This window comes from Dyella sp. (assembly GCF_035508675.1).
In the GTDB taxonomy this organism is placed as follows: Bacteria; Pseudomonadota; Gammaproteobacteria; order Xanthomonadales; family Rhodanobacteraceae; genus Dyella_B.
In genome coordinates this window covers 23,277-45,101 of sequence record NZ_DATJMN010000105.1, presented here as the reverse complement: position 1 = coordinate 45,101, position 21,825 = coordinate 23,277, and the positions used below count along the sequence as shown (strand labels likewise).

Sequence of the window (21,825 nt, the reverse complement as noted above, 5' to 3'; positions counted from 1 at the left end):
CACTAACGCCTTGATCAAGGACAGCGAAGACTAAGCCAAAAGCGTCAGCTATGGGCCGCCGCCGTCTCGTTGGCCAGCGCACGCTTCACGCGCGCCGTGACCTCATCCAGTTCGCCCACGCCATCGACCACCTGCAACTTGCCGCGGCGTGCGTAGAACTCGGCCACCGGCGCCGTCTGTTCGGCGTAGACCTTCAGGCGATCGCGCACCACTACCGGGTCGTCGTCCTTGCGGTGTTCCGCAGCGAAGCGGATTTCGCAGCGCTTGATGATCACCTCGCTCGGTACCTCCAGCTTCACCACCGCATCCAGCGGCTGGCCGATCTTGGTCAGCAGGTGGTCGAGCGCGTCGGCTTGCGCGAGATTGCGCGGGTAGCCGTCGAGGATGAAGCCGGGCCGGGTATCGGCTTCGGCCAAGCGCTCCTCCAGCATGCCGAGCAGGATGTCGTCGGACACCAGTTGGCCGGCATCCATCACCGCCTTGGCCTTGATGCCCAGTGGAGTACCCGCTTTCACCGCCGCCCGCAGCATGTCGCCGGTCGAGATGTGCGGCACGCCGAGATCGGCCTTCAGCCGAGCCGCCTGGGTACCCTTGCCCGAGCCGGGCGCGCCAAGAAGGACAAGTCGCATATATCTCCACAAGATCCCGCGTTCTGTCGCACACTGCGGCAGTTACCGGGATTCCTTAGATGAATGGCGGTCAAGGTAGCGTCTGCGTGGGGTTGCGTCAAACGACAAACGCTCCGAATTCACGCCAAGTCGCTGATATATATGTGATCCATCATTAACGTCGAATTGTCACATAGGCTTTGGAGAGCGCCCATGAAGTCGAAAGCACGTTCCGCTACCGATCGCATGCTGTACGCCCAGTCCGGCGGCGTCACCGCCGTGATCAACGCCACCGCCGCCGGCGTGATCCAAACGGCGCGCGCGCGCCGCATTCCGGTATATGCCGCACGCAACGGCATCCTTGGTGCGTTGCGCGAAGAACTGATCGACACCACCCGGGAAACGGCTGCCGCCATCGCCGCGCTCAGGCACACGCCGGGCGGCGCCTTCGGCTCCTGTCGCTACAAGTTGAAATCGCTGGATGACAACCGCCGCGAGTATGAGCGGCTGATCGAGGTGTTCCGTGCCCACGACATCCGCTGGTTCCTCTACAACGGCGGCAATGATTCGGCCGATACGGCGCTGAAGATTTCCCAGCTAGGCAAAGCGATGGATTACGACATCCGCTGCATCGGCGTACCCAAGACGGTGGACAACGACCTGATGATCACGGACTGCTGCCCTGGCTTTGGCTCGGTGGCGAAGTACACGGCTGTTTCGACGTTGGAGGCGAGCCTGGACGTCGCCTCCATGGCAGACACCTCCACCAAGGTGTTCATCCTGGAGGTGATGGGGCGTCACGCGGGCTGGATCGCCGCCGCGTCGGGCCTGGCCGGCGAAGGCCCGGATACACCGCCACACATCATCCTGTTCCCCGAGCGGGTGTTCGACGAAACCGCCTTCCTCGACAAGGTGAAAGCCACGGTCGAGCGCGTGGGGTGGTGCACGGTGGTCGCCTCCGAAGGCATCCGCAACGCCCAGGGACAATTCCTCGCCGAGGCCGGCACGCGCGATGCCTATGGCCATGCCCAGCTCGGCGGCGTGGCGCCGGTGCTGGCCGCGCTGGTAAAGGAAAAGCTTGGCTACAAGTATCACTGGGCATTGCCCGACTACCTGCAACGCTCCGCGCGCCATATGGCTTCCAAGACCGATGCGGACCAGGCCTACGCCGTCGGCAAGGCTGCGGTCGAATACGCACTCGGTGGCATGAACGCCGTCATGCCGGTCATCGTGCGCACATCGGAATCGCCGTACCGCTGGAAAATCGAATCGGCGCCGCTGGATAAAATTGCCAACCATGAAAAGAAGATGCCGGCGGATTTTCTTACCCACGACGGTTTCGGCATCACCGCGGCAGCGCGACGCTATCTCGCCCCCTTGATCCGCGGCGAAGCGCCACTGCCCTATGGTCGCGACGGTTTGCCCAAGTATGTGCGGCTGAAGAACGCGGCAGTGGCGCCGCAATTGCCGGCATTCGGCCGCTGATCGGTAAGCCTGTATCTTGCGCTCGCCGGGATGTGTCCCAGCCAAGTTCGGACGAGGTGAGTGCGCACGCTTCACATGGCCCACACATCAGAACGCCCTAGCGTGCGCTGCTCTTGGCGTTTGAAAAAGCCACACTGCAGCTATGTGCCCCCCAAGATCATCGCCTAAATAACAGCGGCCTACTGAGGAGTCGTTTCATCGACATCATGTCCGCCATGGGCGCTACCCCGCCAGCGTGAACTAATAAGGGTCTGCCCATTGCCTATCGACGACATTGCATATCGATGACAACGAAGGGTGCGGCAAAGCATGTCGCGCATGCTGTCGCACCCGCTTGACCGCTGCGACGCACAACGAATAAATCGCGAACCTCTGTCTATACTGCTCCCAGCAGTCCGCTTCAGATCACTTGGGTTCAACCAACGATGGGGAGGCACCGATGCTGCAGCAGTATGGCTTATGGATCGCGTTAGCTTGCGCGGTCGTGGCGATTTTGTACGGGGCGTTTTCGGTACGCTGGATATTGGCGAAATCGCCAGGCACCCCGCGCATGCAAGAGATCGCCTCGGCTATCCAGGAAGGCGCACGCGCCTACCTCAACCGCCAGTACCGCACGATCGCGCTTGTGGGCGTGGTGCTGCTGGTGATCATCGGGTTTGCCCTGGACTGGGGCACGGCCATCGGCTTCCTGATCGGCGCGGTACTGTCCGGCGCTACCGGCTATATCGGCATGAACGTCTCGGTGCGCGCCAACGTGCGTACCGCGGAAGCGGCACGCAGCGGACTGGCTGCCGCCTTGAACGTGGCATTCCGTGGTGGCGCGATTACCGGCATGCTGGTGGTCGGCCTGGCCTTGCTGGGCGTGGCTGGCTATTTCGCGGTGCTCACACACATGGGCTATGACAACGACCGCGCCTTGCACGCCATGGTGGGGCTGGCCTTCGGCTCCTCGCTGATCTCGATCTTCGCGCGCCTGGGCGGCGGCATCTTCACCAAGGGCGCGGATGTGGGCGCCGACCTGGTCGGCAAGGTGGAGGCCGGCATTCCGGAAGACGATCCGCGCAATCCCGCGGTAATCGCCGACAACGTGGGCGATAATGTGGGCGACTGCGCCGGCATGGCCGCCGACCTGTTCGAGACCTACGCGGTGACGCTGATCGCCAGCATGCTGCTCGGCAGCGTGGTGGGCGAACAGGCCGGCGTGAACGCAGTGCTGTATCCGCTGCTGCTGGGTGGTGCATCGATCCTCGCTTCGGTGATCGGCACGTTCTTCGTGCGAGCCCGCGCCGGCGCGAAAATCATGAGCGCGCTTTACATGGGCGTGATGGTTTCCGCGGTGCTGGCCGCCATCGCATTCTGGCCCATCACCAAGGTGCTCATGGCCGATGCCACGCTGGGCGTCACCCGCCTATACGGCAGCGCGCTGATCGGCCTGGTGCTGACCGGCGTGATCGTGGTGATCACCGAGTACTACACCGCCACCGAATACGCGCCGGTGCGCCACGTGGCGAAGTCGTCGACCACCGGCCATGCCACCAACATCATCGCGGGACTGGGCGTGTCGATGAAATCGACCGCGCTACCCGTATTGGCGGTATGCGCGGCGATCTGGGGGGCGTTCGCATTAGCCGGTCTGTACGGTATCGCCGTTGCGGCTACCGCGATGTTGTCGATGACCGGCATGGTGGTCGCGCTCGATGCCTACGGCCCGATCACCGACAACGCTGGCGGCATCGCCGAAATGGCCGACCTTCCGCCGGAAGTCCGCGGCGTCACCGATCCGCTCGATGCGGTGGGCAACACCACCAAGGCCGTTACCAAGGGGTACGCGATCGGCTCGGCCGGCCTGGCTGCGTTGGTACTGTTCGCCGACTATACGCATCGCCTGTCGCTGGAGCATGCAGGCACGATCTTCACCTTCGATCTGTCCGACCATCGCGTGATCGTTGGCCTGCTGATCGGCGGCATGATTCCGTACCTGTTCGGCGCGATGGCGATGGAAGCGGTAGGCCGCGCCGCCGGTGCCGTGGTCGAAGAAGTGCGTCGCCAGTTCCGCGAAATCGCTGGCATCATGGAAGGCACCACCAAGCCCGATTACTCGCGCGCCGTGGACATGCTGACCAAGTCGGCGATCAACGAAATGCTGATCCCCTCGCTGCTGCCGGTGCTGGTGCCGATCATCGTCGGTTTCACTCTTGGCCCGGTCGCATTGGGTGGCATGCTGATCGGCACCATCGTCACCGGCTTGTTCGTGGCCATCTCCATGACCACCGGCGGCGGTGCGTGGGACAACGCGAAGAAGTACATCGAGGATGGCAACTTCGGCGGCAAAGGTTCGGATGCGCACAAGGCTGCGGTCACCGGCGATACGGTCGGCGATCCTTACAAGGACACCGCAGGGCCGGCGGTGAATCCGCTGATCAAGATCATCAACATCGTGGCGCTGCTGCTCATCCCCTTGCTCTGAGCATTCGCGCAGGATCAGGGCTGCAGCGCCAGCCCTGATCCCAACCTACTGACTTCCCTCACTGGCGTTTTTCCGCCGAGTTGGCATGCTGACGGTTCTGCGTGCGCTCGGCGCGCATCCATCATGGGGAGGGAAGCATGAATCTGAAAGCATCGATGCGCCTGGCGCTGGCACTCGTCGTCATAATGAGTGGCATGACCCAAGCCCAAGACACTCCCGCGCCTGGCGCCGCCGCTAGCACCGACGATCCTTATCTGTGGCTGGAAGACATCCACGGCACGCGCGCGATGGCTTGGGTAAAAGCCCAGAACGCCATCACGCAAAAGCAGTTCGCCGCCAGCCCTGCATTCACGCACACGCGCGACCGCATCCTGGAAGTGCTCGATTCCGATGCGCGCATTCCATACGTGGAACGCCGCGGCGATTACCTCTACAACTTCTGGCAGGACAAGGCGCATCCGCGTGGACTGTGGCGCCGCACGACGCTGGAGGAATACCGCAAGCCCGAGCCGAAGTGGGACGTGCTGCTGGATATCGATGCGCTCAACCAGGCCGAAGGCAAGCGCTGGGTGTTCAAAGGCAGCGATTGCTTGAAGCCGGCTTACCAGCGCTGCCTGCTCAGCCTGTCGCCGGATGGCGGCGACGCGGTGGAAGTGCGCGAGTTCGACATTCCCAGCAAGTCGTTCGTGAAAGACGGCTTCCTGCTGCCGGTCGCGAAAACCCAGGTGGGCTGGATCGACCAGGATGACGTATACGTAGGCACCGATTTCGGGCCGGGTTCGATGACCACCTCGAGCTATCCGCGCATCGCAAAAATATGGAAGCGCGGCACGCCGCTCAGCGCCGCCCGCACGGTGTACGAAGGCAAGCCGGACGATCTTGCCGTCAGCGCCTACCACGACCGCACGCCTGGCTTCGAGCGCGACTTCATCAGCGTGGCGCACGACTTCTTTCATAGCGACATGTACCAGCTCAAGGACGGCAAGCTGATCCATCTGGACGTGCCGGCCGATGCCGCGACGGTGGATCCGCATCGCGAATGGCTGCTGGTGCAGTTGCGCAGCGCATGGACGGTGGGTGGCACAACCTATCCTTCCGGCGCGCTGATCGCGACCAAGTTCGACGATTTCATGGCCGGCAAGCGCCAATTCACCACGCTGTTCGCGCCGGACTTGCATACCGCCTTGTCGAACTATGCCTGGACGCGGCACCACCTGATTCTGGACATCATGGACGATGTGAAGAGCCGTCTCGATGTGCTCACGCCGAAGGCCGACGGCAGCTGGGCACGTGAAGACATGCCTGGCGCCCCTCAATTCAGCACGGTGTCGGTGGTGGATACCGATCCGGACAACAGCGACGAATACTGGCTCAGCGTGACCGGCTTCCTCACCCCGTCATCGTTGGCGCGTGGCGTGCTCGGCGCGGGCCAGGCGCAGACGGTCAAACAGAGCCCGGCCTTCTTCGACGCATCGAAATACGAGGTGAGCCAGCACTTCGTGACCTCCAAGGACGGTACGCAAGTGCCCTACTTCGAGATCGCACCGAAGCATATGAAGCTCGATGGCCGCAACCGTACCCTGCTCTACGGCTATGGCGGTTTCGAGGTATCGCTGCAGCCGTTCTACAGCGGCAGTATCGGCCGCGCGTGGCTGGACCGCGGCGGCGTGTATGTGATCGCCAATATCCGTGGCGGCGGCGAGTACGGTCCACGCTGGCATCAGGCAGCGCTGCAAAAAAATCGCCCGCGCGCCTATGAAGATTTCTCGGCCGTGGCCAGCGACCTGATCAAGCGCGGCGTGACCTCGCCCACGCACCTGGGCGCCGAAGGCGGCAGCAACGGCGGCCTGCTGATGGGCAACATGCTCACGCTTTATCCGCAACTGTTCGGCGCGATCGCCTGCGAGGTGCCGCTGCTGGACATGAAGCGCTATGTGCATCTCTCTGCTGGCGCATCATGGATCGCCGAATATGGCAACCCGGATGATCCCAAGCAATGGGCCTTCATCAAGACATTTTCGCCGTATCAGAACGTCAAGGCCGGCATGACCTATCCCGCGGTATTGTTCTACACCACCACCAGCGACGATCGCGTCGGTCCGGCGCAGGCGCGCAAGATGGCCGCGAAGATGGAAGGCATGGGTTACAGGAACGTGTGGTTCTACGAGAACACCGAGGGCGGCCACGGCGCCGGCGCGGACAACAAGCAGGCGGCTTACATGCACGCGTTGGCTTATGAGTTCTTATGGGACCGGTTGAAGTAAGGCATCGCGCTTGGTTGCACCCCTCTCCCGTCGGGAGAGGGGATAAAATCGCCTCATGAAATCGCACCTCCCGATACGCCCCGAACTGCGCGAATGGATCCTCGGCACCACCCGTGCCGGCCACAGTGTCGACACCGTGTTGAAAATGATGCAGGAGACCGGCTACGACCCGCGCCAAAGCCGCAGCATCGTCGCCTCCGTGCTGAACATGCCGATTTCGGCCCTGGATGCACATACGCAAACCCCGGCAGCCAAAACCCAGGGCCGCCGCACCCGGCACCCCGAGGCGCCGCAGATGGTGGTCAATGGCTACACCGTCCATGTGGGGCTCAGCATGGAGTCGCCCGCGCTGCGGGTGCTCAATGACTTTCTCTCCGTCGAAGAATGCACGGCGCTGATCGAACAGGCCGCGCCGCGCTTGCAACGCGCCAAGACGGTCGACCAAGCTGGCAAGCAACAGATCGACGCACGCCGTACCAGCGAAGGCATGTTTTTCACCGTCGGCGAAACGCCGCTGGTCCAGCGCATCGAACAGCGCATCGCCAGCATGCTGAGCATCCCGGTGGAGCATGGCGAAGGCCTGCAGATTCTGCATTACCGGCCCGGGCAGCAATACGAGGCGCACTACGACTGGTTCAATCCCGAGCAGCCGGGGTTTGCCGCCATCACCGCCAAAGGCGGCCAGCGCATCGCCAGCCTGGTGATGTATTTGAATACGCCCGAAGCCGGCGGCAGCACCGCGTTTCCGCAGGTGGGGCTTACCGTGACGGCGCTGCGCGGTTCGGCCGTCTATTTCGCTTATGACACCGGCGACGAGGCATCGCTGCACGCAGGCCTGCCGGTGGAGAAAGGAGAGAAATGGATCGCCACCAAATGGCTGCGCGAATGGCCGTTCCAGAAAACGTCGCGCTGACGGTAACTACGCTTGAGGCACGGGCCGCATGGCCCAGCGTGCACCCAAGGCAATCACCAGGCCGATAACCACGTGCACCACCACGCTGCTGACGATCCAGCTCGGCACCACCGGCGCTTTCGGCGCGGCCGATAGCGGTACGACAATCAGGTTCATCACCACGAACAGCACCAGTCCATACAGGCTGCCGTACCGCCAAGGCCGCTCGACCAGCGCGCGGCTACGCCGACTCGCCAGGACATACACACTCACCATCGCGCCCATGATGGCGTAGTGCAGCAGCGCACCCAAGGCCGCCGTGCCGGCGCCCCCGAGAAACGCTCGCTTGCCCAGCAAGCCGGCGGCGATGTTTTGCATGAGGCGCACGGGCGGCACGTGATACAGCGAGAACCAGAACGTACAGGCAAACAGCAAGTCCGCGCTGGCGAGCGCCAGGGTGACGAGTACCGCAAGCAGCACGATGCGTTGCGCGCGCAGAGGCTGCCGCGCAGCGGAATCAAACGTTGTTGACATGATCACCACTCGATGAGAACAAAGGCACCCACGCCCGAAAAACTCCGCGAAGCAGTTGTTGGGGGACAACCGCTCCGCGGCATCGAAGCGAGGAGACGTCGCCGCCGGGTTCGTCTGCCTGGGGAGAGCGCCGACGATAAAGTGTTGTTAGCGAGCCCTGCGACACACGCAGACTAGGCAGCTTGGCACATTCCCTCCATAGCCAATTGCCCGTATTTTCTTGGGGCCATTGGGAGGGCGTTGCGTGTTTCTAGAACTCGACGGGCGGGGGCCGCTCTACGATCAGCTGACGCGTGCATTGAAAGCTTCCATCCTTGACGGCCGCATCAGCGCGGGCACGCAACTGCCGCCCACGCGCGAGCTGGCGCAGGAACTGGAGATTTCCCGCACCACCGTGCTCGCCGCTTACGAACAGCTGCGTGCGGAAGGCTTTATCGATGGCCGGGTGGGCTCCGGCAGTTTCGTCAGCCACCTGCAAGCCAGGCCGCCGCAGCATCCGGTCCGCACCGAGGTTCCGGCGCCTTCCCGATATGCGCAGCGTGCACGCGTGGTGCGCAATTGGGATATTCCACGCATGCATCGCGGGTTGCGCTACAACCTGCAATATGGCTATCCGCTGGTCAATCCAGCGCTCAACAACGCCTGGGGGCGCGAGCTGGCACGCGCGGCAGCGTATACACGCCTCAACGTCAACGAAGTAGCCGGGTTCAGTGCGTTACGCCAACAGACCTGCGACTACCTGGCGCGCCGTCGTGGGGTACAGGCGCAGCCTGAGGATGTGCTAATTGTCAGCGGCACCCAGCAGGCCATCGATCTTACGGCGCGCGTGCTGCTCAACGAAGGCGATCGCGTGGTGCTGGAGGAGCCGCACTATTTCCTTGCCCACCAGGCACTGGTCGCGCATGGCGCCGACATCATCGCCGTGCGCACCGACCAAGACGGACTGGTGTGCGACGCACTGCCGGCGCAAGCGCCGCGCCTGCTCTACGTCACACCGTCGCATCACTTTCCGTCCGGCGCCGTGCTTTCCATGCAGCGCCGGCTCGATCTGCTGCATTACGCCGAGCGGCACCAGTGCTGGATCCTGGAAGACGACTACGACGGTGAATTCCGCTACGACGCGCATCCGCTGGCCGCGCTGCGTTCGTTGGACGAACAGGATCGCGTGATCTATGTCGGCACCTTCTCCAAGGTGATGTTCGGCGGCCTGCGTCTCGCTTACATGGTGATACCGGCGGCCCTGCGCAATGATTTCATCAGCGCGAAATACCTCAGCGACATGGCCTGCCCGGTGATCGATCAGGCCGCGCTGGCGCATTTCATGGAAAGCGGCGGTTTCGAACGACACCTGCGCCTGGCGCGCAAGGAATTGAAGGCACGCCGCGACGCGCTGGTCGCTGGATTGAAAGAGCATGCGCGCGAGCGGGTCGAGATCACCGACACGCCGGCCGGCATGCATCTGGTGGTGTGGCTGCGCGGTTACGATGCGCCGCGCCGCGAGGCGCTGGTGGCCCATGCACACCAGCTTGGGCTGGGCCTGCATCCGATGAGCCCGCTGTATCTCAGGGCGCCGGAACGCCAGGGCCTGCTGCTGGGCTATTGCGGCCTGTCGGTGAACGAATTGCGCGAGGCGATGCAGCTGTTTGGCCGTTGCCTGGATGAGCTGGAGCGCGCCTGAAGCGAGCCCTCGCCGGTTGGTGCGCCGCGGCAAGCTTTGCCTTATCCTGATCGGCTTTCCCCGCTTTGATTAACGTAAGGAGTGCCCGATGGGCCTGGATAGGGTTAACGCTGGCCGCGATGTGCCGAACGAAATCAACGTCGTCATCGAGATTCCGAAGGACGCCGAGCCGGTCAAATACGAGGTGGACAAGGATAGTGGCGCGATTTTCGTGGATCGCATCCTCTCCACCCCCATGCGCTATCCCTGCAACTACGGCTACGTGCCGGGCACCCTGGGCGGCGACGGCGATCCGCTCGATGCGCTGGTGATCCTGCCGCTACCGCTGGTGCCGGGCTCGGTGATCCGCTGCCATCCGGTCGGCATGCTGAAGATGACCGACGAAGCCGGCTCCGACGAGAAGCTGGTGGTGATCCCGTCGAAGAAGATCTTCCCCGGCTATGCACATATCGAGGACATCAAGGGCGTGTCGGGCCACTGGCTGGAGCGCATCGGCCACTTCTTCGAGCACTACAAGGACCTGGAGAAGGGTAAGTGGGTGAAGGTGGAAGGCTGGGTTGGCGCTGAAGAAGCCAAGGCCGAAATCCTCGCCGGCGTGGAGCGCTGCAAGCAAAAGGCGTAACGCCTGCGCTCGCCCCTTTGCCGTCATTTCCGCGCAAGGCGGAATGACGGCGTGGGAGTGCCAGAGGAACGGCCGTCTAGACGTCCAAGCCCCGCTCCCACGGCGGCAGGTCGCCAAACTGCTCCGCCAGAAAGTCCACGAATGCCCGCACGCGCAGCGGCACCAGCCGGCGCTGGGGCATCACGGCATAGATGCCGGTCTCGGCAATCGAATATCCAGGCAACACCACGTTCAGCCGTCCGCTGCGCAAGTCATCGCACACGTGCCAGGTGGAATGCTGCGCAATGCCCAGCCCCGCCAGCGCCGAATCACGCAACAGTTCGCCCAGCGTCGACTCCAACCGGCCGTTGACCCGCACCGTATGCAACTGCCCTTGCGCGTCGTGCAGGCGCCAGATGTCCTGTCGGCCATGGCTGCCCACCAGCAACAGGCACTCGTGCTTGCCGAGGTCTTCCGGCGTTTTCGGCGTGCCGAAACGCCGCAGATAGTCCGGCGAGGCGCATAACACGCGGCGGTTCACCGCCAGCTTGCGCGCCACCAGGCGCGAGTCGTGCAGCGCGCCGATGCGGATGGCGAGATCGAAGCCGGCGCTGATCAGGTCCTGCAGCTCGTCACTGAAATGCACGCTCAGGCGCACGCGCGGATAGCGCGCCATAAAGGCCGGCAGCAGCGGCGAAACGTATTGGCGCCCGAACGACGCCGAGGCGGTAAGCCGCAAGGTGCCGCCCACGTCAGATGCCGCCTGGCGCAAGCCGGATGTAAGCGCCTCCAGGTCCTCGACCAGGGTTCGCCCCTGCTCGGCCAGGGCCAGCCCTTCCGGGGTGGGACTCAGCCGCCGCGTGGTTCGATGCAACAGGCGGACACCGAGGTGCTGCTCCAGCCGCTTCAGGCGCTGGCTGGCCACGGCCACAGAGAGGTCCAGGCTGCGCGCGGCGGCGCTGATCGAGCCCTGGTCCAGCACGCGCATGAACAGAACGAGATCGCCGACGCGGTCCATATTGTCAATGCTTTGTTGAAAGTGATTCGCCATCCTGGCGGTTTTTGCTGAAGATGCAAGCGCCTAGGCTGCACGGCATCGTTTTCCCGACGGAGCCGCCGCATGTCTTCCCACCCTTCCCGCCCCATGCCCCTGGCGCTGTACGCGCTGGCCGCCGGCGCCTTCGGCATCGGCACCACCGAGTTCGTGATCATGGGTTTGCTGATCCAGGTGGCGGCCGACCTGAAAGTCACCATCGCCACCGCCGGCCTGCTGATTTCCGGCTATGCATTGGGCGTGTTCGTGGGCGCGCCGGTGCTTACCGTCGCCACCAGCCGCCTGCCGCGCAAGGCGGTGCTGATCGGGCTGATGGCGATCTTCACCCTCGGCAACCTGTGCTGCGCCATCGCGCCGAATTACAGCGTGCTGTTGCTGGCGCGCGTGATCACCTCGCTGGCGCACGGCACTTTCTTCGGCGTGGGCTCGGTGGTGGCGACCGGCTTGGTGGCGGCGGATCGCCGCGCCTCGGCCATCTCGATCATGTTCACCGGCCTGACCATCGCCACCCTGCTGGGCGTGCCGGCAGGCGCGTGGCTGGGCTTGCACTTCGGCTGGCGCTCGACGTTCTGGGCGGTTGCCGCCATCGGCGTCGCCGCGATGTTGGTGATCGCAGCGCTGGTGCCGGCCGATCATACACATGGCCATCGCATCGCGGTACGCGATGAATTGCGCGCCATCGGCAATCCTTCCGTACTGCTTGGCTTGCTGATGACAGTGCTTGGCTTTGCCGGCGTGTTCACGGTGTTCACCTATATCCAGCCGATCCTGACCGAAGTGACCGGTTTCGCGCAGAGCGCCGTCTCGCCGATCCTGCTGGTGTTCGGCGTCGGCTTGATCGCGGGCAACCTGCTGGGCGGCAAGCTGGCCGATCGGCACCTGGTGCGCGCGCTGCTGCTGACGCTGGTGGCGCTGATCGCCGTGCTCGGCATGATGACGTTCGCGCTGCACAGCAAGGTGCTGGCGGTGCTGTTCGTCGGACTGCTCGGCATCGCCGCCTTCGCGACGGTGCCGCCGCTGCAATGGTGGGTGTTGCACAAAGCCGACGATGCCAAGAGCCTCGCGTCCAGCTTGAACATCGGCGCCTTCAATCTCGGCAACGCACTGGGTGCCTGGCTGGGCGGCATCGTGGTGGCGCGTGGTCCGGGCCTCGACGCACTGACGTGGGTGGCGGCGCTGGTCACGTGCTCCGGGCTGTTGATCGCACTGTGGGCGCAGCAGCGCGACGCCCATCTGCAACACCTGTCGCTGGACGGCTGCGCCAGCCGTGGCGTGTGATCGTCCCACTTCCGTCATTTGACGACACATAGAGGAACCATCATGGATTACCGATTACTCGGCGCATCGGGTTTCAAAGTGCCGGCGCTTGGTTTTGGCGCCGGCACGTTCGGTGGCAAGGGGCCGCTGTTCAGCGCCTGGGGTAATGCCGATACAGTCGAGGCACGCCGCCTGCTCGACATCTGCCTGGATGCCGGCGTGAATCTGTTCGACACGGCGGACGTCTATTCCGACGGCGAGTCGGAACGCATCCTTGGCGAAGCGCTCAAAGGACGGCGCGACCAGGCGATCATCTCCACCAAGCTCACGCTGCGCGCGGGCCATGGCCCGAACGATGTCGGTGCGTCGCGGCACCATCTCATCACCGGCGTCGAACGCGCGCTCAAGCGATTGAACACCGATTACATCGACCTGCTGCAACTGCATCACTTCGATGCGATGACGCCGGTGGAAAGCGTGATGCGCACGCTCGACGACCTGGTCCACGAAGGCAAGCTGCGCTATCTGGGCGCATCCAATTTCTCCGGCTGGCAGCTGATGAAATCGCAGGCCGTGGCGGATCGTTACGGCTACACGCGCTTCGTCGCCAACCAGACGTACTATTCGCTGGTCGGTCGCGATTACGAGTGGGAACTGATGCCGTTGGGGCTGGACCAGGGCGTGGGCGCGGTGGTGTGGAGCCCGTTGGGCTGGGGCCGCCTTACCGGCAAGATTCGCCGCGGCCAGCCGCTGCCGGAGGGCAGCCGCCTGCATGACACGGCCGGCTTCGCGCCGCCGGTGGACGAAGAACGGCTGTATCGCGTAGTCGATGCGCTGGAGCAGACCGCCGCGGAAACCGGCAAGAGCGTGCCGCAGATCGCGCTGAACTGGTTGCTGCAGCGCCCCACCGTATCGACGGTGCTGATCGGTGCGCGCAACGAAGCGCAATTGCGGCAGAACCTGGGCGCGATCGGCTGGACGCTCACACGCGAACAGGTGATGCGACTGGATGCCGCCAGCGCCGTCACGCCGCCTTATCCGTATTACCCGTATTGGAATGGACAATTCGCCGAGCGCAACCCACCGGCCGTGCAGACCGTTTGAACCTCGCCTTGAGAGATATCGCCATGAAAGCTGTCGCCCTCACCCGTTACCTTCCCATCGACGATCCGCAATCGCTGCTTGACGTGAACCTACCCAAGCCGGAGATCGGCGTGCACGATCTCCGGGTGCGCGTGGAGGCTGTTTCCGTCAACCCCGTCGATACCAAGCTGCGCTCGCCCAAGCCGCAGGTAGAACCGCAGCCGCGCGTGCTCGGTTTCGATGCATCCGGCACGGTGGAAGCGGTTGGCGCCGAGGTCATCGGCTTCAAGCCCGGCGACACGGTGTACTACGCGGGCGATATCACCCGCGCCGGCAGCAATGCGCAATACCAGGCGGTGGATGCGCGAGTGGTGGCGCATCGTCCGCACCGGCTGGATGCCGCCGCAGCCGCCGCACTGCCGCTGGTGACGATCACCGCGTGGGAGCTGCTGTTCCACCGCATGCCTTACGATCCTGAGCATGGCGGTGAAGGCAAGTCGCTGCTGGTGATTGCAGGCGCCGGCGGCGTGGGTTCGATCGCCATCCAGCTTGCACGGCGCGCCGGCTTCACCGTCATCGCCACCGCCTCGCGGCCGGAGACGCAGGCGTGGTGTCGCGCGATGGGCGCGCAGCATGTGATTGATCACCGTCAATCGCTTACCGCGCAATTGAAAGCCTTGGGTTTCAACGCCATCGACGCCGCCATCAACCTGGCCGACACCGCGCACTACTGGACCGAACTCGGCGAATTGCTGGCGCCGCAAGGGCACGTCGGCTTGATCGTGGAACCGAAGACGCCGGTGAACATCGGCGACCCTTACAAGGCCAAGTGCATCGGCATTCATTGGGAAATGATGTTTGCGCGGCCGCGCTTCAAAACCGCGGACATCGCCGAGCAAGGACGCATCTTGGCGCGTGTTGCCCAGTTGATCGACGAAGGCGAGCTGCGTGGGATTCAGCGCGAGACGTTGAACCCGATCAACGCGGAGAATCTGCGCGAGGCGCATCGGCGCCTGGAGTCGGGCAGTACGATCGGAAAGCTGGTGATTGCGGGCTGGTAGTCAAAAGGCGCGGACGTCGATCCTGCGAAAGCGCAACGACGTCCGCGCGGCTTGTTTCAATGTTTCACGGGTTTGGCCGGCTCACCCTTCTTGCCCAGCTCTTCGAGCAAGGTCGACAAATCCTCGGCGTGTTCTTCTTCCTTTGCGAGGATTTCTTCTATCACGCGCCGCGACGTGGGATCGTCGTGCCCAAGGTATTCCACGATGTCGCGATAGCTGTCGATGGCAATGCGCTCGGCAACCAGGTCCTCCTTGATCATGTCGACCAGATCGCCGCCTTCGACGTAATCGGAGTGGCTGCGCGTCAGCAGACCCTCCGGATTGAAATTGGGCGCGCCTTCCAGCTGCGTAATGCGCCGGGCCAGCATGTCGGCATGCTGCTCTTCTTCCTGCGCATGCTCCAGAAATTCCGCTGCCACGCTCTTGGCATGAATGCCTGACGCCATGTAGTAATGCCGCTTGTAGCGCAAGGTACAGACTATCTCGGTTGCCAGCGCTTCGTTAAGCAGCTTGATGACGGTGTCGCGGTCGGCCTTGTAGCCTGCCGTGATGGCACCTTGATCGATATGCTCGCGCGCACGCTTGCGGATCGTCTGAATATCCGTGAGGAAGGGCTTTGCCGCCATGGCTTTCTCCTATGAGCGAGTGGCAACTTCCCTTCCATCCTGTCTTCACTGCTGCGAAGCACGGGTGAAATTAAGGTAGCGAAGGCGTTCCGCGTTCAGCCTTGTCGCCCAAGGGAGCCGCTCATGAAAGCATGTAATCGAAGCTGTAGTAATGCTTGCCTTCTTCGATTCGAATCTGCATCGACCCGCTCAAGCCGCTCAGCGCCTCCGTTCCCGAATCCGGCACCACCGTCACCGACAATTCCGGCACACCGCGATCCATGACGCCACGATGCTGCAGCACGAAACTTCCCGACTTCCCATGCAACGTACCAGTCACGCGCTCGATCGCCACATAGCCCGCCGAACCCTGGACCTGGCCCATCGCCGAAAGCATTTCGCCCAGGCTGGTGGCTTCCAGATCGCCCTGGAATTGCTTGTCGATCGTCATCCGACCAAGGTTGGCCTGTTCGAGGCCGGGGGCCGGCGGCTGCGGGGCGAGTTTCACTTCGAACCGTCCGTTTGCTTGCATGACCTGCTCCGATTCGCTTTCTGGATGCGACCTTAGTACAACTGCGTCCATGGCGATTGGAAAAACGCGACAAACCCGCCCGAACGAGCGCAGCCTGGACGTCGACCTGGGCAAGCCGCGCGGCGTATTGCATCCGCGCCTGGCGGAAGGTGATTTCAAGCACGCCCGCCGTGCACCGTCGCCCGCCCTTGGCGGCTTGATCGAACATTACTGGTATGTGTCATGGGATTTGCGCGACCTTCCCCCGCAGCAGCAGGAAACCCTGCCCCATCCGAACGTACATTTCGTGATCGAACCGGGATGCACTGGCATCTACGGCGTGCATACCGGACGCTTCGTCCGTCGGCTCGAAGGACAGGGGCAGGTGTTCGGCATCAAGTTCAAGGCCGGTGGCTTTTTTCCGTTTTACGGCGCACCGGTGTCGGAGCTATTGAATCGTTCGCTCGATCCGTCACGCGTTTTCGGTCACGAGGCGGCGCGCTTCGTGTCGGACATCTTCGCCAGTACCGACCTCGATGCCATGGCGACGCTCGCCGAAAGACTGTTGCTCGCTCACTTGCCTGCTGCGGATGCAAACGTCGCGCGCGCCGGGGAGCTCGTTGCGAGCATTGCCTCGGATCACGGCCTGACTTCGGTCGACCTGCTGGCACAGCGAAGCGGATTGACCAAGCGTACCTTGCAACGGCTGTTCAACCACTACGTTGGGGTCGGCCCCAAGTGGGTCATCAACCGTTATCGCTTGCACGAAGCCATCGCGCAGTTGCAGGCGGGCATACCGGTTGCGTGGACAGAACTGGCGCTGACGCTCGGCTACTTCGATCAGGCTCATTTCATCCGTGATTTCCGCAAATTGGTGGGACGGTCTCCTGCGGAGTACGCACAGGCCGAAGGCAATCTTGGCGGCTGATGCCGCCACGCCCTCAACCCTAAGCAGATATTCCCGGGACGCAGGCAGTAGCGGTCAATCGGAAAGGGGATCTCGTTCCAGAATTGAGATCCCCATTACCCAAATTCAACGAAGCGCCGTTCTTAGAGACCAAGAATGGTCAACGTCGTGGGGCCACCCGCACCCGTAAGACCACCCGGGGCATTGCATTGATTATTCAACAATCCCTGCAGGCCGAGCAGCGTAAACGTCGCCACGGCTGAATTGCCCGCGTAGCGCCCGGCTGTGATGCTTCCATTGTTGGACGTAATGACGAGATTTCCGTCAACCGCCTCCACCGTCACGTTGAAGGAAAAAGTGCTGGTTGCAGGAAGGGCGCTGTCGTTCCAGTTGATGGTCCAGACAAGATTGTTCACCGGCGCCAGCAGGCCACTGCACGCGAAAGTTGCCTGGAACTGATTGATGGACGAAGCTGGCGTAAGCAGGCCGCCTAGTCCTGTGCACTCCCAATTGGATGTCGTGGTAACCGTGTGCGGTGCGGGGGTATTGCTAACACCCGGGCTCCAGGTAGCCGAGTGGAGTCCCGTGCAGTCCTCAAGCGCAAGACCTGTGGCCTTTGACGATGCTGGCAACACGGCAAGCCCCAATCCAAAGAGCACGGTCAGAGCGAACGCGGAACCGAATCTTGAAGCCCATCTATTTACATATGACGTAAACATGGCTGACTCCTAGAGAGAAAACATGTCGGAAGCGAAAGGGACGAATGGGGTGCGCGAACCGCACCACGGCCAGTGCTCGATGTATTCGCCCGATTCGCTGGGATTGGGCAATGAACGATGCCAACCGCTTGGCACATCATCCGGTTTCGATCGACATCCCCCTGGGCATTCGAAAGCGCCCTGATGCCCGCGCAACTTGTACGTCTTGGCGTGTAGCACAGCGATGAAATGCACGTGTGGGTATTTAGATATTCCTAAAGCAACCCGGCCCCTTTTACACCAGCCATTCCGATGCGCGATTCATGGCCGCATCGCAAGCCATCGCCTCACGCATGATCGACTAAGAGCCGCCGCATCAGCTCGCACACAACTTTGCGTCGAAGAAGAGAGCGATACCGATTCGGGAGTGCGCTTCGCACTCATTCCACACAGCGATCAGGTACTGCTGCCAATCGGCGTGGCTTGCGGCTGGCATACGCGCCTGGGCATCCTGGCCGATCGTCTCAGCGGCATCGAGCCGCCTGCATTCCGGAAAGACGTATTAGAAAGGGAGGCTGTGTAAGTAACCGGGCGGATAAAAGGCGGACCTGCCCTTGGCATCCCACTACGCTTCAGTCGATGCTGCGTCCCATAAGCAGCACAAATCTCGAATTTTTATGGGATCTATACGCCGCCGAGGGGCAGGCATATCGCAATTTTATGCAGCGGCGCCGGAGAATGCCAGGCATGAAGACTCCAACTGCACGCACGGCGTTCGCGACGCGAACAAAACGGGGTTTCGGCCGGGTCGTACTGGCCTTACTTTTCCTGCTGTCGGTTTTCCAGCTATCGCATCTACCCAGGATTGCTGCGGACCCTAGCACGATCGACTTATGGCGAGCACTGGCGGTTGGATCGCTTTTCCTGTTCTTCTGTTTCCCCACAACGCGCCGCCCGCACTCTGGCCCTTGAGCGGCCTATGGCCGTAAGCAAGCGATATTGACTCAATGGGCGCTTCGCCCCGGTGATCGTCAAGGAAGGCCAGAGTTGAAGGCGTTTTTTATTTTTTGTGCCAAAGCTTGGCGCGACCCGCAGAAACACGGGTCGCGCCGCAATCACTGTCAAGCCTTGTGGTAAACCTCCGCGCCTTGTGCGCGGAACTCGGCTGCCTTCTCAGCCATGCCTTCATCCAGTGCAGCGGTCTCGTCCACGCCATGCTCGGCGGCGTAGTCGCGCACGTCCTGGGTGATCTTCATCGAGCAGAACTTCGGGCCGCACATGGAGCAGAAGTGCGCGGACTTGTGTGCGTCCTTCGGTAGCGTTTCGTCGTGGAATTCCTTGGCCTTTTCCGGATCAAGGCCGAGGTTGAACTGGTCGTCCCAGCGGAATTCGAAGCGCGCCTTGCTGAGTGCGTTGTCGCGCACCTGCGCGCCGGGATGGCCCTTGGCGAGGTCGGCGGCGTGCGCGGCAATCTTGTAAGCAATGATGCCGTCGCGCACGTCCTGCTTGTTGGGCAGGCCAAGATGTTCCTTCGGCGTGACATAGCAGAGCATGGCGGTGCCGAACCAGCCGATCATCGCCGCGCCGATCGCGCTGGTGATGTGGTCGTAGCCGGGCGCGATGTCGGTGGTCAGCGGTCCCAGCGTGTAGAACGGCGCTTCGTGGCACTTCTCCAGCTGGCGCTCCATGTTTTCCTTGATCAATTGCATCGGCACGTGGCCGGGGCCTTCGATCATCACCTGCACGTCGTGTTTCCAGGCGATCTGGGTGAGTTCGCCCAGCGTGTCGAGTTCGCCGAACTGCGCGGCGTCGTTCGCATCCGCGACGCAACCGGGGCGCAAGCCATCGCCGAGGCTGAAGGATACGTCGTACGCCTTCATGATCTCGCAGATGTCTTCGAAGTGCGTGTAGAGGAAATTTTCCTTGTGGTGCGCCAGGCACCACTTGGCCATGATCGAGCCGCCGCGCGAGACGATGCCGGTGACGCGCTTGGCGGTGAGCGGCACGAAGCGCAGCAGCACGCCGGCGTGGATGGTGAAGTAATCCACGCCCTGCTCGGCCTGCTCGATCAGGGTGTCGCGGAACAACTCCCAAGTAAGGTCTTCGGCCACACCGCCGACTTTTTCCAGCGCCTGGTAGATCGGCACGGTACCGATCGGCACCGGCGAGTTGCGGATGATCCACTCGCGCGTTTCGTGGATGTTCTTGCCGGTGGAAAGGTCCATTACGGTGTCGCCGCCCCAGCGGATCGACCACACCAGTTTTTCCACTTCTTCGGCGATACCGGAGCTGACCGCGCTATTGCCGATGTTGGCGTTGATCTTGGTGAGGAAGTTGCGGCCGATGATCATCGGCTCGCTTTCCGGGTGGTTGATGTTGGCGGGGATGATGGCGCGGCCGCGTGCCACTTCGTCACGCACGAATTCCGGCGTGATCAGCTTCGGCAGCGCGGCACCGAAGGATTCGCCCGGATGCTGTTTGCATAGCGCACTGCCCTTGAGTGCCTCGATGCGCTGGTTCTCGCGGATGGCGATGTATTCCATCTCCGGCGTAACGATGCCGCGGCGTGCGTAGTGCATCTGCGTAACGTTGGCGCCGGACTTGGCCCGCAACGGAGCGCGCGTATGGCCAAAGCGCACAGGATCGAGTTTGGCGTCGGCGGCACGCTCGCGGCCGAAAGCAGAGGTGAGTCCGGACAACTGCTCTACATCACCGCGCTCGGTGATCCACGCCGCGCGCAGCGCAGGCAGGCCCGCCGCCAGGTCGACCGTGTAGGCAGGATCGGTATATGGGCCGGACGTGTCGTAAACGGTGATGGCCGGATTGGCCTCGCCGCCGAACAGCGTCGGCGTCTGCGCCTGCGTGACTTCGCGCATCGGCACGTTCAGATCAGGGCGGCTGCCCTGCACGTGGATCTTGCGCGAGCCCGGAATGGGGCGGGTGACGGCTTCGGAGAGTTCTTGCGCGGCGCGCACGAGATCGGAGGGCAAGGCATTCATCGGCATTCGTCCAGTGCTGAAGCGGTGTCCCAACAGGACGCGCTTTATTGAAAAGTCCGCACATGGATGTGCGGGGTGTTGCGAACGGATTCGCATACCAGCAACTGAAGCGATGGCGCCAACGCACGGCCGGAACCGCGCGGCGAAGCTCCCTACACCGGTGCTAACCGGATCAGGTTCGAAGGGACTCTCTCAGCCGACAGGTGGTCGGCACCCCCGCTTCCTAACAACAACCCCGCTATTTGACCACGAAGCGGGGTGATAAACGAGTGGAGCCGGCTCGCGGTTCAGCGCCGCGGCGCATAGGCACGCAGGAACATGGCCACGCCCGCGCGCGCATTTTCTTCCACTTCCCTCGCGTACGTCTGCGCGCAGTCGGCGCAGCCAAACATGCGGCGCATCATCATGTCGCCCTTGATCAAGGAGATGAACTGGACGCCGGCACGCGGCACGTCGTCGATGTCCAGCTTGCCCGCATCGACCGCTTGCTGCAGCAGGCGCTCCATCAGCCCACGAGTACGCATGGGGCCTTCTTCCCACATCAACTTGCCGAAGCGGGGATTGCCTTGGCGGCAATCGCTGAGAATGGCGCGGAACGTACCGACGTTTTCGGGATCGCAATCCAGATGCGCGTGGATGAGGGCAATGCGGTTGAGAATCTCGCCGATGTCGGCGCTGGAATCGAACTGATAGGTCTCTTCGGGGAGCAGGTCCTGGATGCGCGAACGAATGACTTCGCGGAACAGGTTGTCCTTATCGCCGAAATGACTATAGACCGTAAGCTTGGATACGCCCGCTTCCGCGGCGATGGCGTCCATGCTGGTGCCGGCGAATGCATTGCGTATGAACAGAGCCTTGGCGGCGTCGAGGATGGCCGCGCGCTTTTCCATGTCCTTAGGGCGGCCTGGCCCATGCGGCTTGGCTAGCGGGATCGAGTTCATGGATGCACCTTCACAAATCGAGAAACCCAATTTAATATACGGGTCGGTTTACTTATTTTCCGAATGATACCGAATATTTCGGCCGATGTGCGCAACGACTCCTCAAATGGCGCTCAGCGCTCCGTACCGCAAGATCCAGCGCCTGCTTTCGGAGTGGCTGGAAGATAGCCGGACAGCGCG

At 62.7% G+C, this 21,825-nt stretch carries 18 protein-coding genes and 1 riboswitch; of the genes, 10 read left to right on the top strand and 8 right to left on the bottom strand.

Annotated features, from left to right (window positions below; all coding sequences use genetic code 11):
- Positions 1-44: 44 nt before the first annotated feature.
- Positions 45-629: an adenylate kinase gene (locus VMA74_RS06335; RefSeq protein ID WP_325365791.1), complete on the bottom strand. Its 585-nt coding sequence runs from the start codon at positions 627-629 to the stop codon at positions 45-47.
- Between the two features lie 192 nt (positions 630-821).
- Between VMA74_RS06335 and VMA74_RS06330 the strand changes: the two genes are divergently transcribed.
- The 4 genes from VMA74_RS06330 to VMA74_RS06315 all read left to right on the top strand — a co-directional run bounded on the left by VMA74_RS06330 (position 822) and on the right by VMA74_RS06315 (position 7,737).
- Positions 822-2,093 carry a 6-phosphofructokinase gene (locus tag VMA74_RS06330; protein ID WP_325365790.1) on the top strand — a complete coding sequence of 424 codons (1,272 nt, stop codon included), beginning with the start codon at positions 822-824 and terminating at the stop codon, positions 2,091-2,093.
- A gap of 439 nt (positions 2,094-2,532) precedes the next feature.
- Complete coding sequence (locus VMA74_RS06325) at positions 2,533-4,560, top strand: sodium-translocating pyrophosphatase (RefSeq protein ID WP_325365789.1); 2,028 nt, start codon at positions 2,533-2,535, stop codon at positions 4,558-4,560.
- Between the two features lie 137 nt (positions 4,561-4,697).
- Entirely contained in the window at positions 4,698-6,824 is a 2,127-nt protein-coding gene (locus VMA74_RS06320; RefSeq protein WP_414649564.1) for a prolyl oligopeptidase family serine peptidase, read from the top strand.
- A gap of 55 nt (positions 6,825-6,879) precedes the next feature.
- Positions 6,880-7,737, top strand: coding sequence for a 2OG-Fe(II) oxygenase (locus tag VMA74_RS06315; protein ID WP_325365788.1), 858 nt, complete (start codon positions 6,880-6,882; stop codon positions 7,735-7,737).
- Between the two features lie 6 nt (positions 7,738-7,743).
- Here the strand turns inward: VMA74_RS06315 and VMA74_RS06310 are convergent, their stop codons facing one another.
- Entirely contained in the window at positions 7,744-8,250 is a 507-nt protein-coding gene (locus tag VMA74_RS06310) for a hypothetical protein (RefSeq protein ID WP_325365787.1), read from the bottom strand.
- 244 nt (positions 8,251-8,494) lie between these two features.
- On the opposite strand from VMA74_RS06310, the gene VMA74_RS06305 reads away from it, so the two are divergent.
- Positions 8,495-9,928 (top strand): PLP-dependent aminotransferase family protein, encoded by a 1,434-nt coding sequence (locus VMA74_RS06305; RefSeq protein WP_325365786.1) that lies wholly within the window; start codon positions 8,495-8,497, stop codon positions 9,926-9,928.
- An 88-nt stretch (positions 9,929-10,016) separates the two neighbouring features.
- Positions 10,017-10,550 carry an inorganic diphosphatase gene (gene ppa / locus VMA74_RS06300; RefSeq protein WP_325365785.1) on the top strand — a complete coding sequence of 178 codons (534 nt, stop codon included), beginning with the start codon at positions 10,017-10,019 and terminating at the stop codon, positions 10,548-10,550.
- Positions 10,551-10,626: 76 nt separating this feature from the next.
- Here ppa and VMA74_RS06295 read toward each other — a convergent pair whose 3' ends face one another.
- Complete coding sequence (locus tag VMA74_RS06295; protein ID WP_325365784.1) at positions 10,627-11,547, bottom strand: LysR family transcriptional regulator; 921 nt, start codon at positions 11,545-11,547, stop codon at positions 10,627-10,629.
- A gap of 102 nt (positions 11,548-11,649) precedes the next feature.
- Between VMA74_RS06295 and VMA74_RS06290 the strand changes: the two genes are divergently transcribed.
- The 3 genes from VMA74_RS06290 to VMA74_RS06280 are packed head-to-tail and all read left to right on the top strand — an operon-like array spanning position 11,650 to position 14,984.
- Entirely contained in the window at positions 11,650-12,861 is a 1,212-nt protein-coding gene (locus VMA74_RS06290; RefSeq protein WP_325365783.1) for an MFS transporter, read from the top strand.
- A gap of 42 nt (positions 12,862-12,903) precedes the next feature.
- On the top strand, positions 12,904-13,944 hold the full coding sequence (locus VMA74_RS06285) for an aldo/keto reductase (protein WP_325365782.1): 1,041 nt from the start codon (positions 12,904-12,906) through the stop codon (positions 13,942-13,944).
- 23 nt (positions 13,945-13,967) lie between these two features.
- Complete coding sequence (locus tag VMA74_RS06280; RefSeq protein WP_325365781.1) at positions 13,968-14,984, top strand: zinc-binding alcohol dehydrogenase family protein; 1,017 nt, start codon at positions 13,968-13,970, stop codon at positions 14,982-14,984.
- Positions 14,985-15,040: 56 nt separating this feature from the next.
- On the opposite strand, the gene VMA74_RS06275 is transcribed toward VMA74_RS06280, so the two are convergent.
- Together VMA74_RS06275 and VMA74_RS06270 are read right to left on the bottom strand one after the other, a co-directional pair.
- Entirely contained in the window at positions 15,041-15,610 is a 570-nt protein-coding gene (locus tag VMA74_RS06275; RefSeq protein WP_325365780.1) for a ferritin-like domain-containing protein, read from the bottom strand.
- 121 nt (positions 15,611-15,731) lie between these two features.
- Entirely contained in the window at positions 15,732-16,121 is a 390-nt protein-coding gene (locus tag VMA74_RS06270; protein ID WP_325365779.1) for a DUF3224 domain-containing protein, read from the bottom strand.
- A 49-nt stretch (positions 16,122-16,170) separates the two neighbouring features.
- Between VMA74_RS06270 and VMA74_RS06265 the strand changes: the two genes are divergently transcribed.
- Positions 16,171-17,028, top strand: a complete 858-nt coding sequence (locus tag VMA74_RS06265; protein ID WP_325365778.1) for a helix-turn-helix domain-containing protein — start codon at positions 16,171-16,173, stop codon at positions 17,026-17,028.
- Positions 17,029-17,150: 122 nt separating this feature from the next.
- Here the strand turns inward: VMA74_RS06265 and VMA74_RS06260 are convergent, their stop codons facing one another.
- From VMA74_RS06260 to VMA74_RS06250, 3 genes are all read right to left on the bottom strand, one after another.
- Positions 17,151-17,726, bottom strand: coding sequence for a hypothetical protein (locus VMA74_RS06260; protein WP_325365777.1), 576 nt, complete (start codon positions 17,724-17,726; stop codon positions 17,151-17,153).
- Between the two features lie 1,100 nt (positions 17,727-18,826).
- Positions 18,827-20,704, bottom strand: coding sequence for a phosphomethylpyrimidine synthase ThiC (gene thiC / locus VMA74_RS06255; RefSeq protein WP_325365776.1), 1,878 nt, complete (start codon positions 20,702-20,704; stop codon positions 18,827-18,829).
- Positions 20,705-20,836: 132 nt separating this feature from the next.
- A riboswitch (TPP riboswitch) is annotated at positions 20,837-20,932 on the bottom strand.
- A 59-nt stretch (positions 20,933-20,991) separates the two neighbouring features.
- Positions 20,992-21,645 (bottom strand): TetR/AcrR family transcriptional regulator, encoded by a 654-nt coding sequence (locus tag VMA74_RS06250; protein WP_325365775.1) that lies wholly within the window; start codon positions 21,643-21,645, stop codon positions 20,992-20,994.
- Between the last annotated feature and the right edge of the window lie 180 nt (positions 21,646-21,825).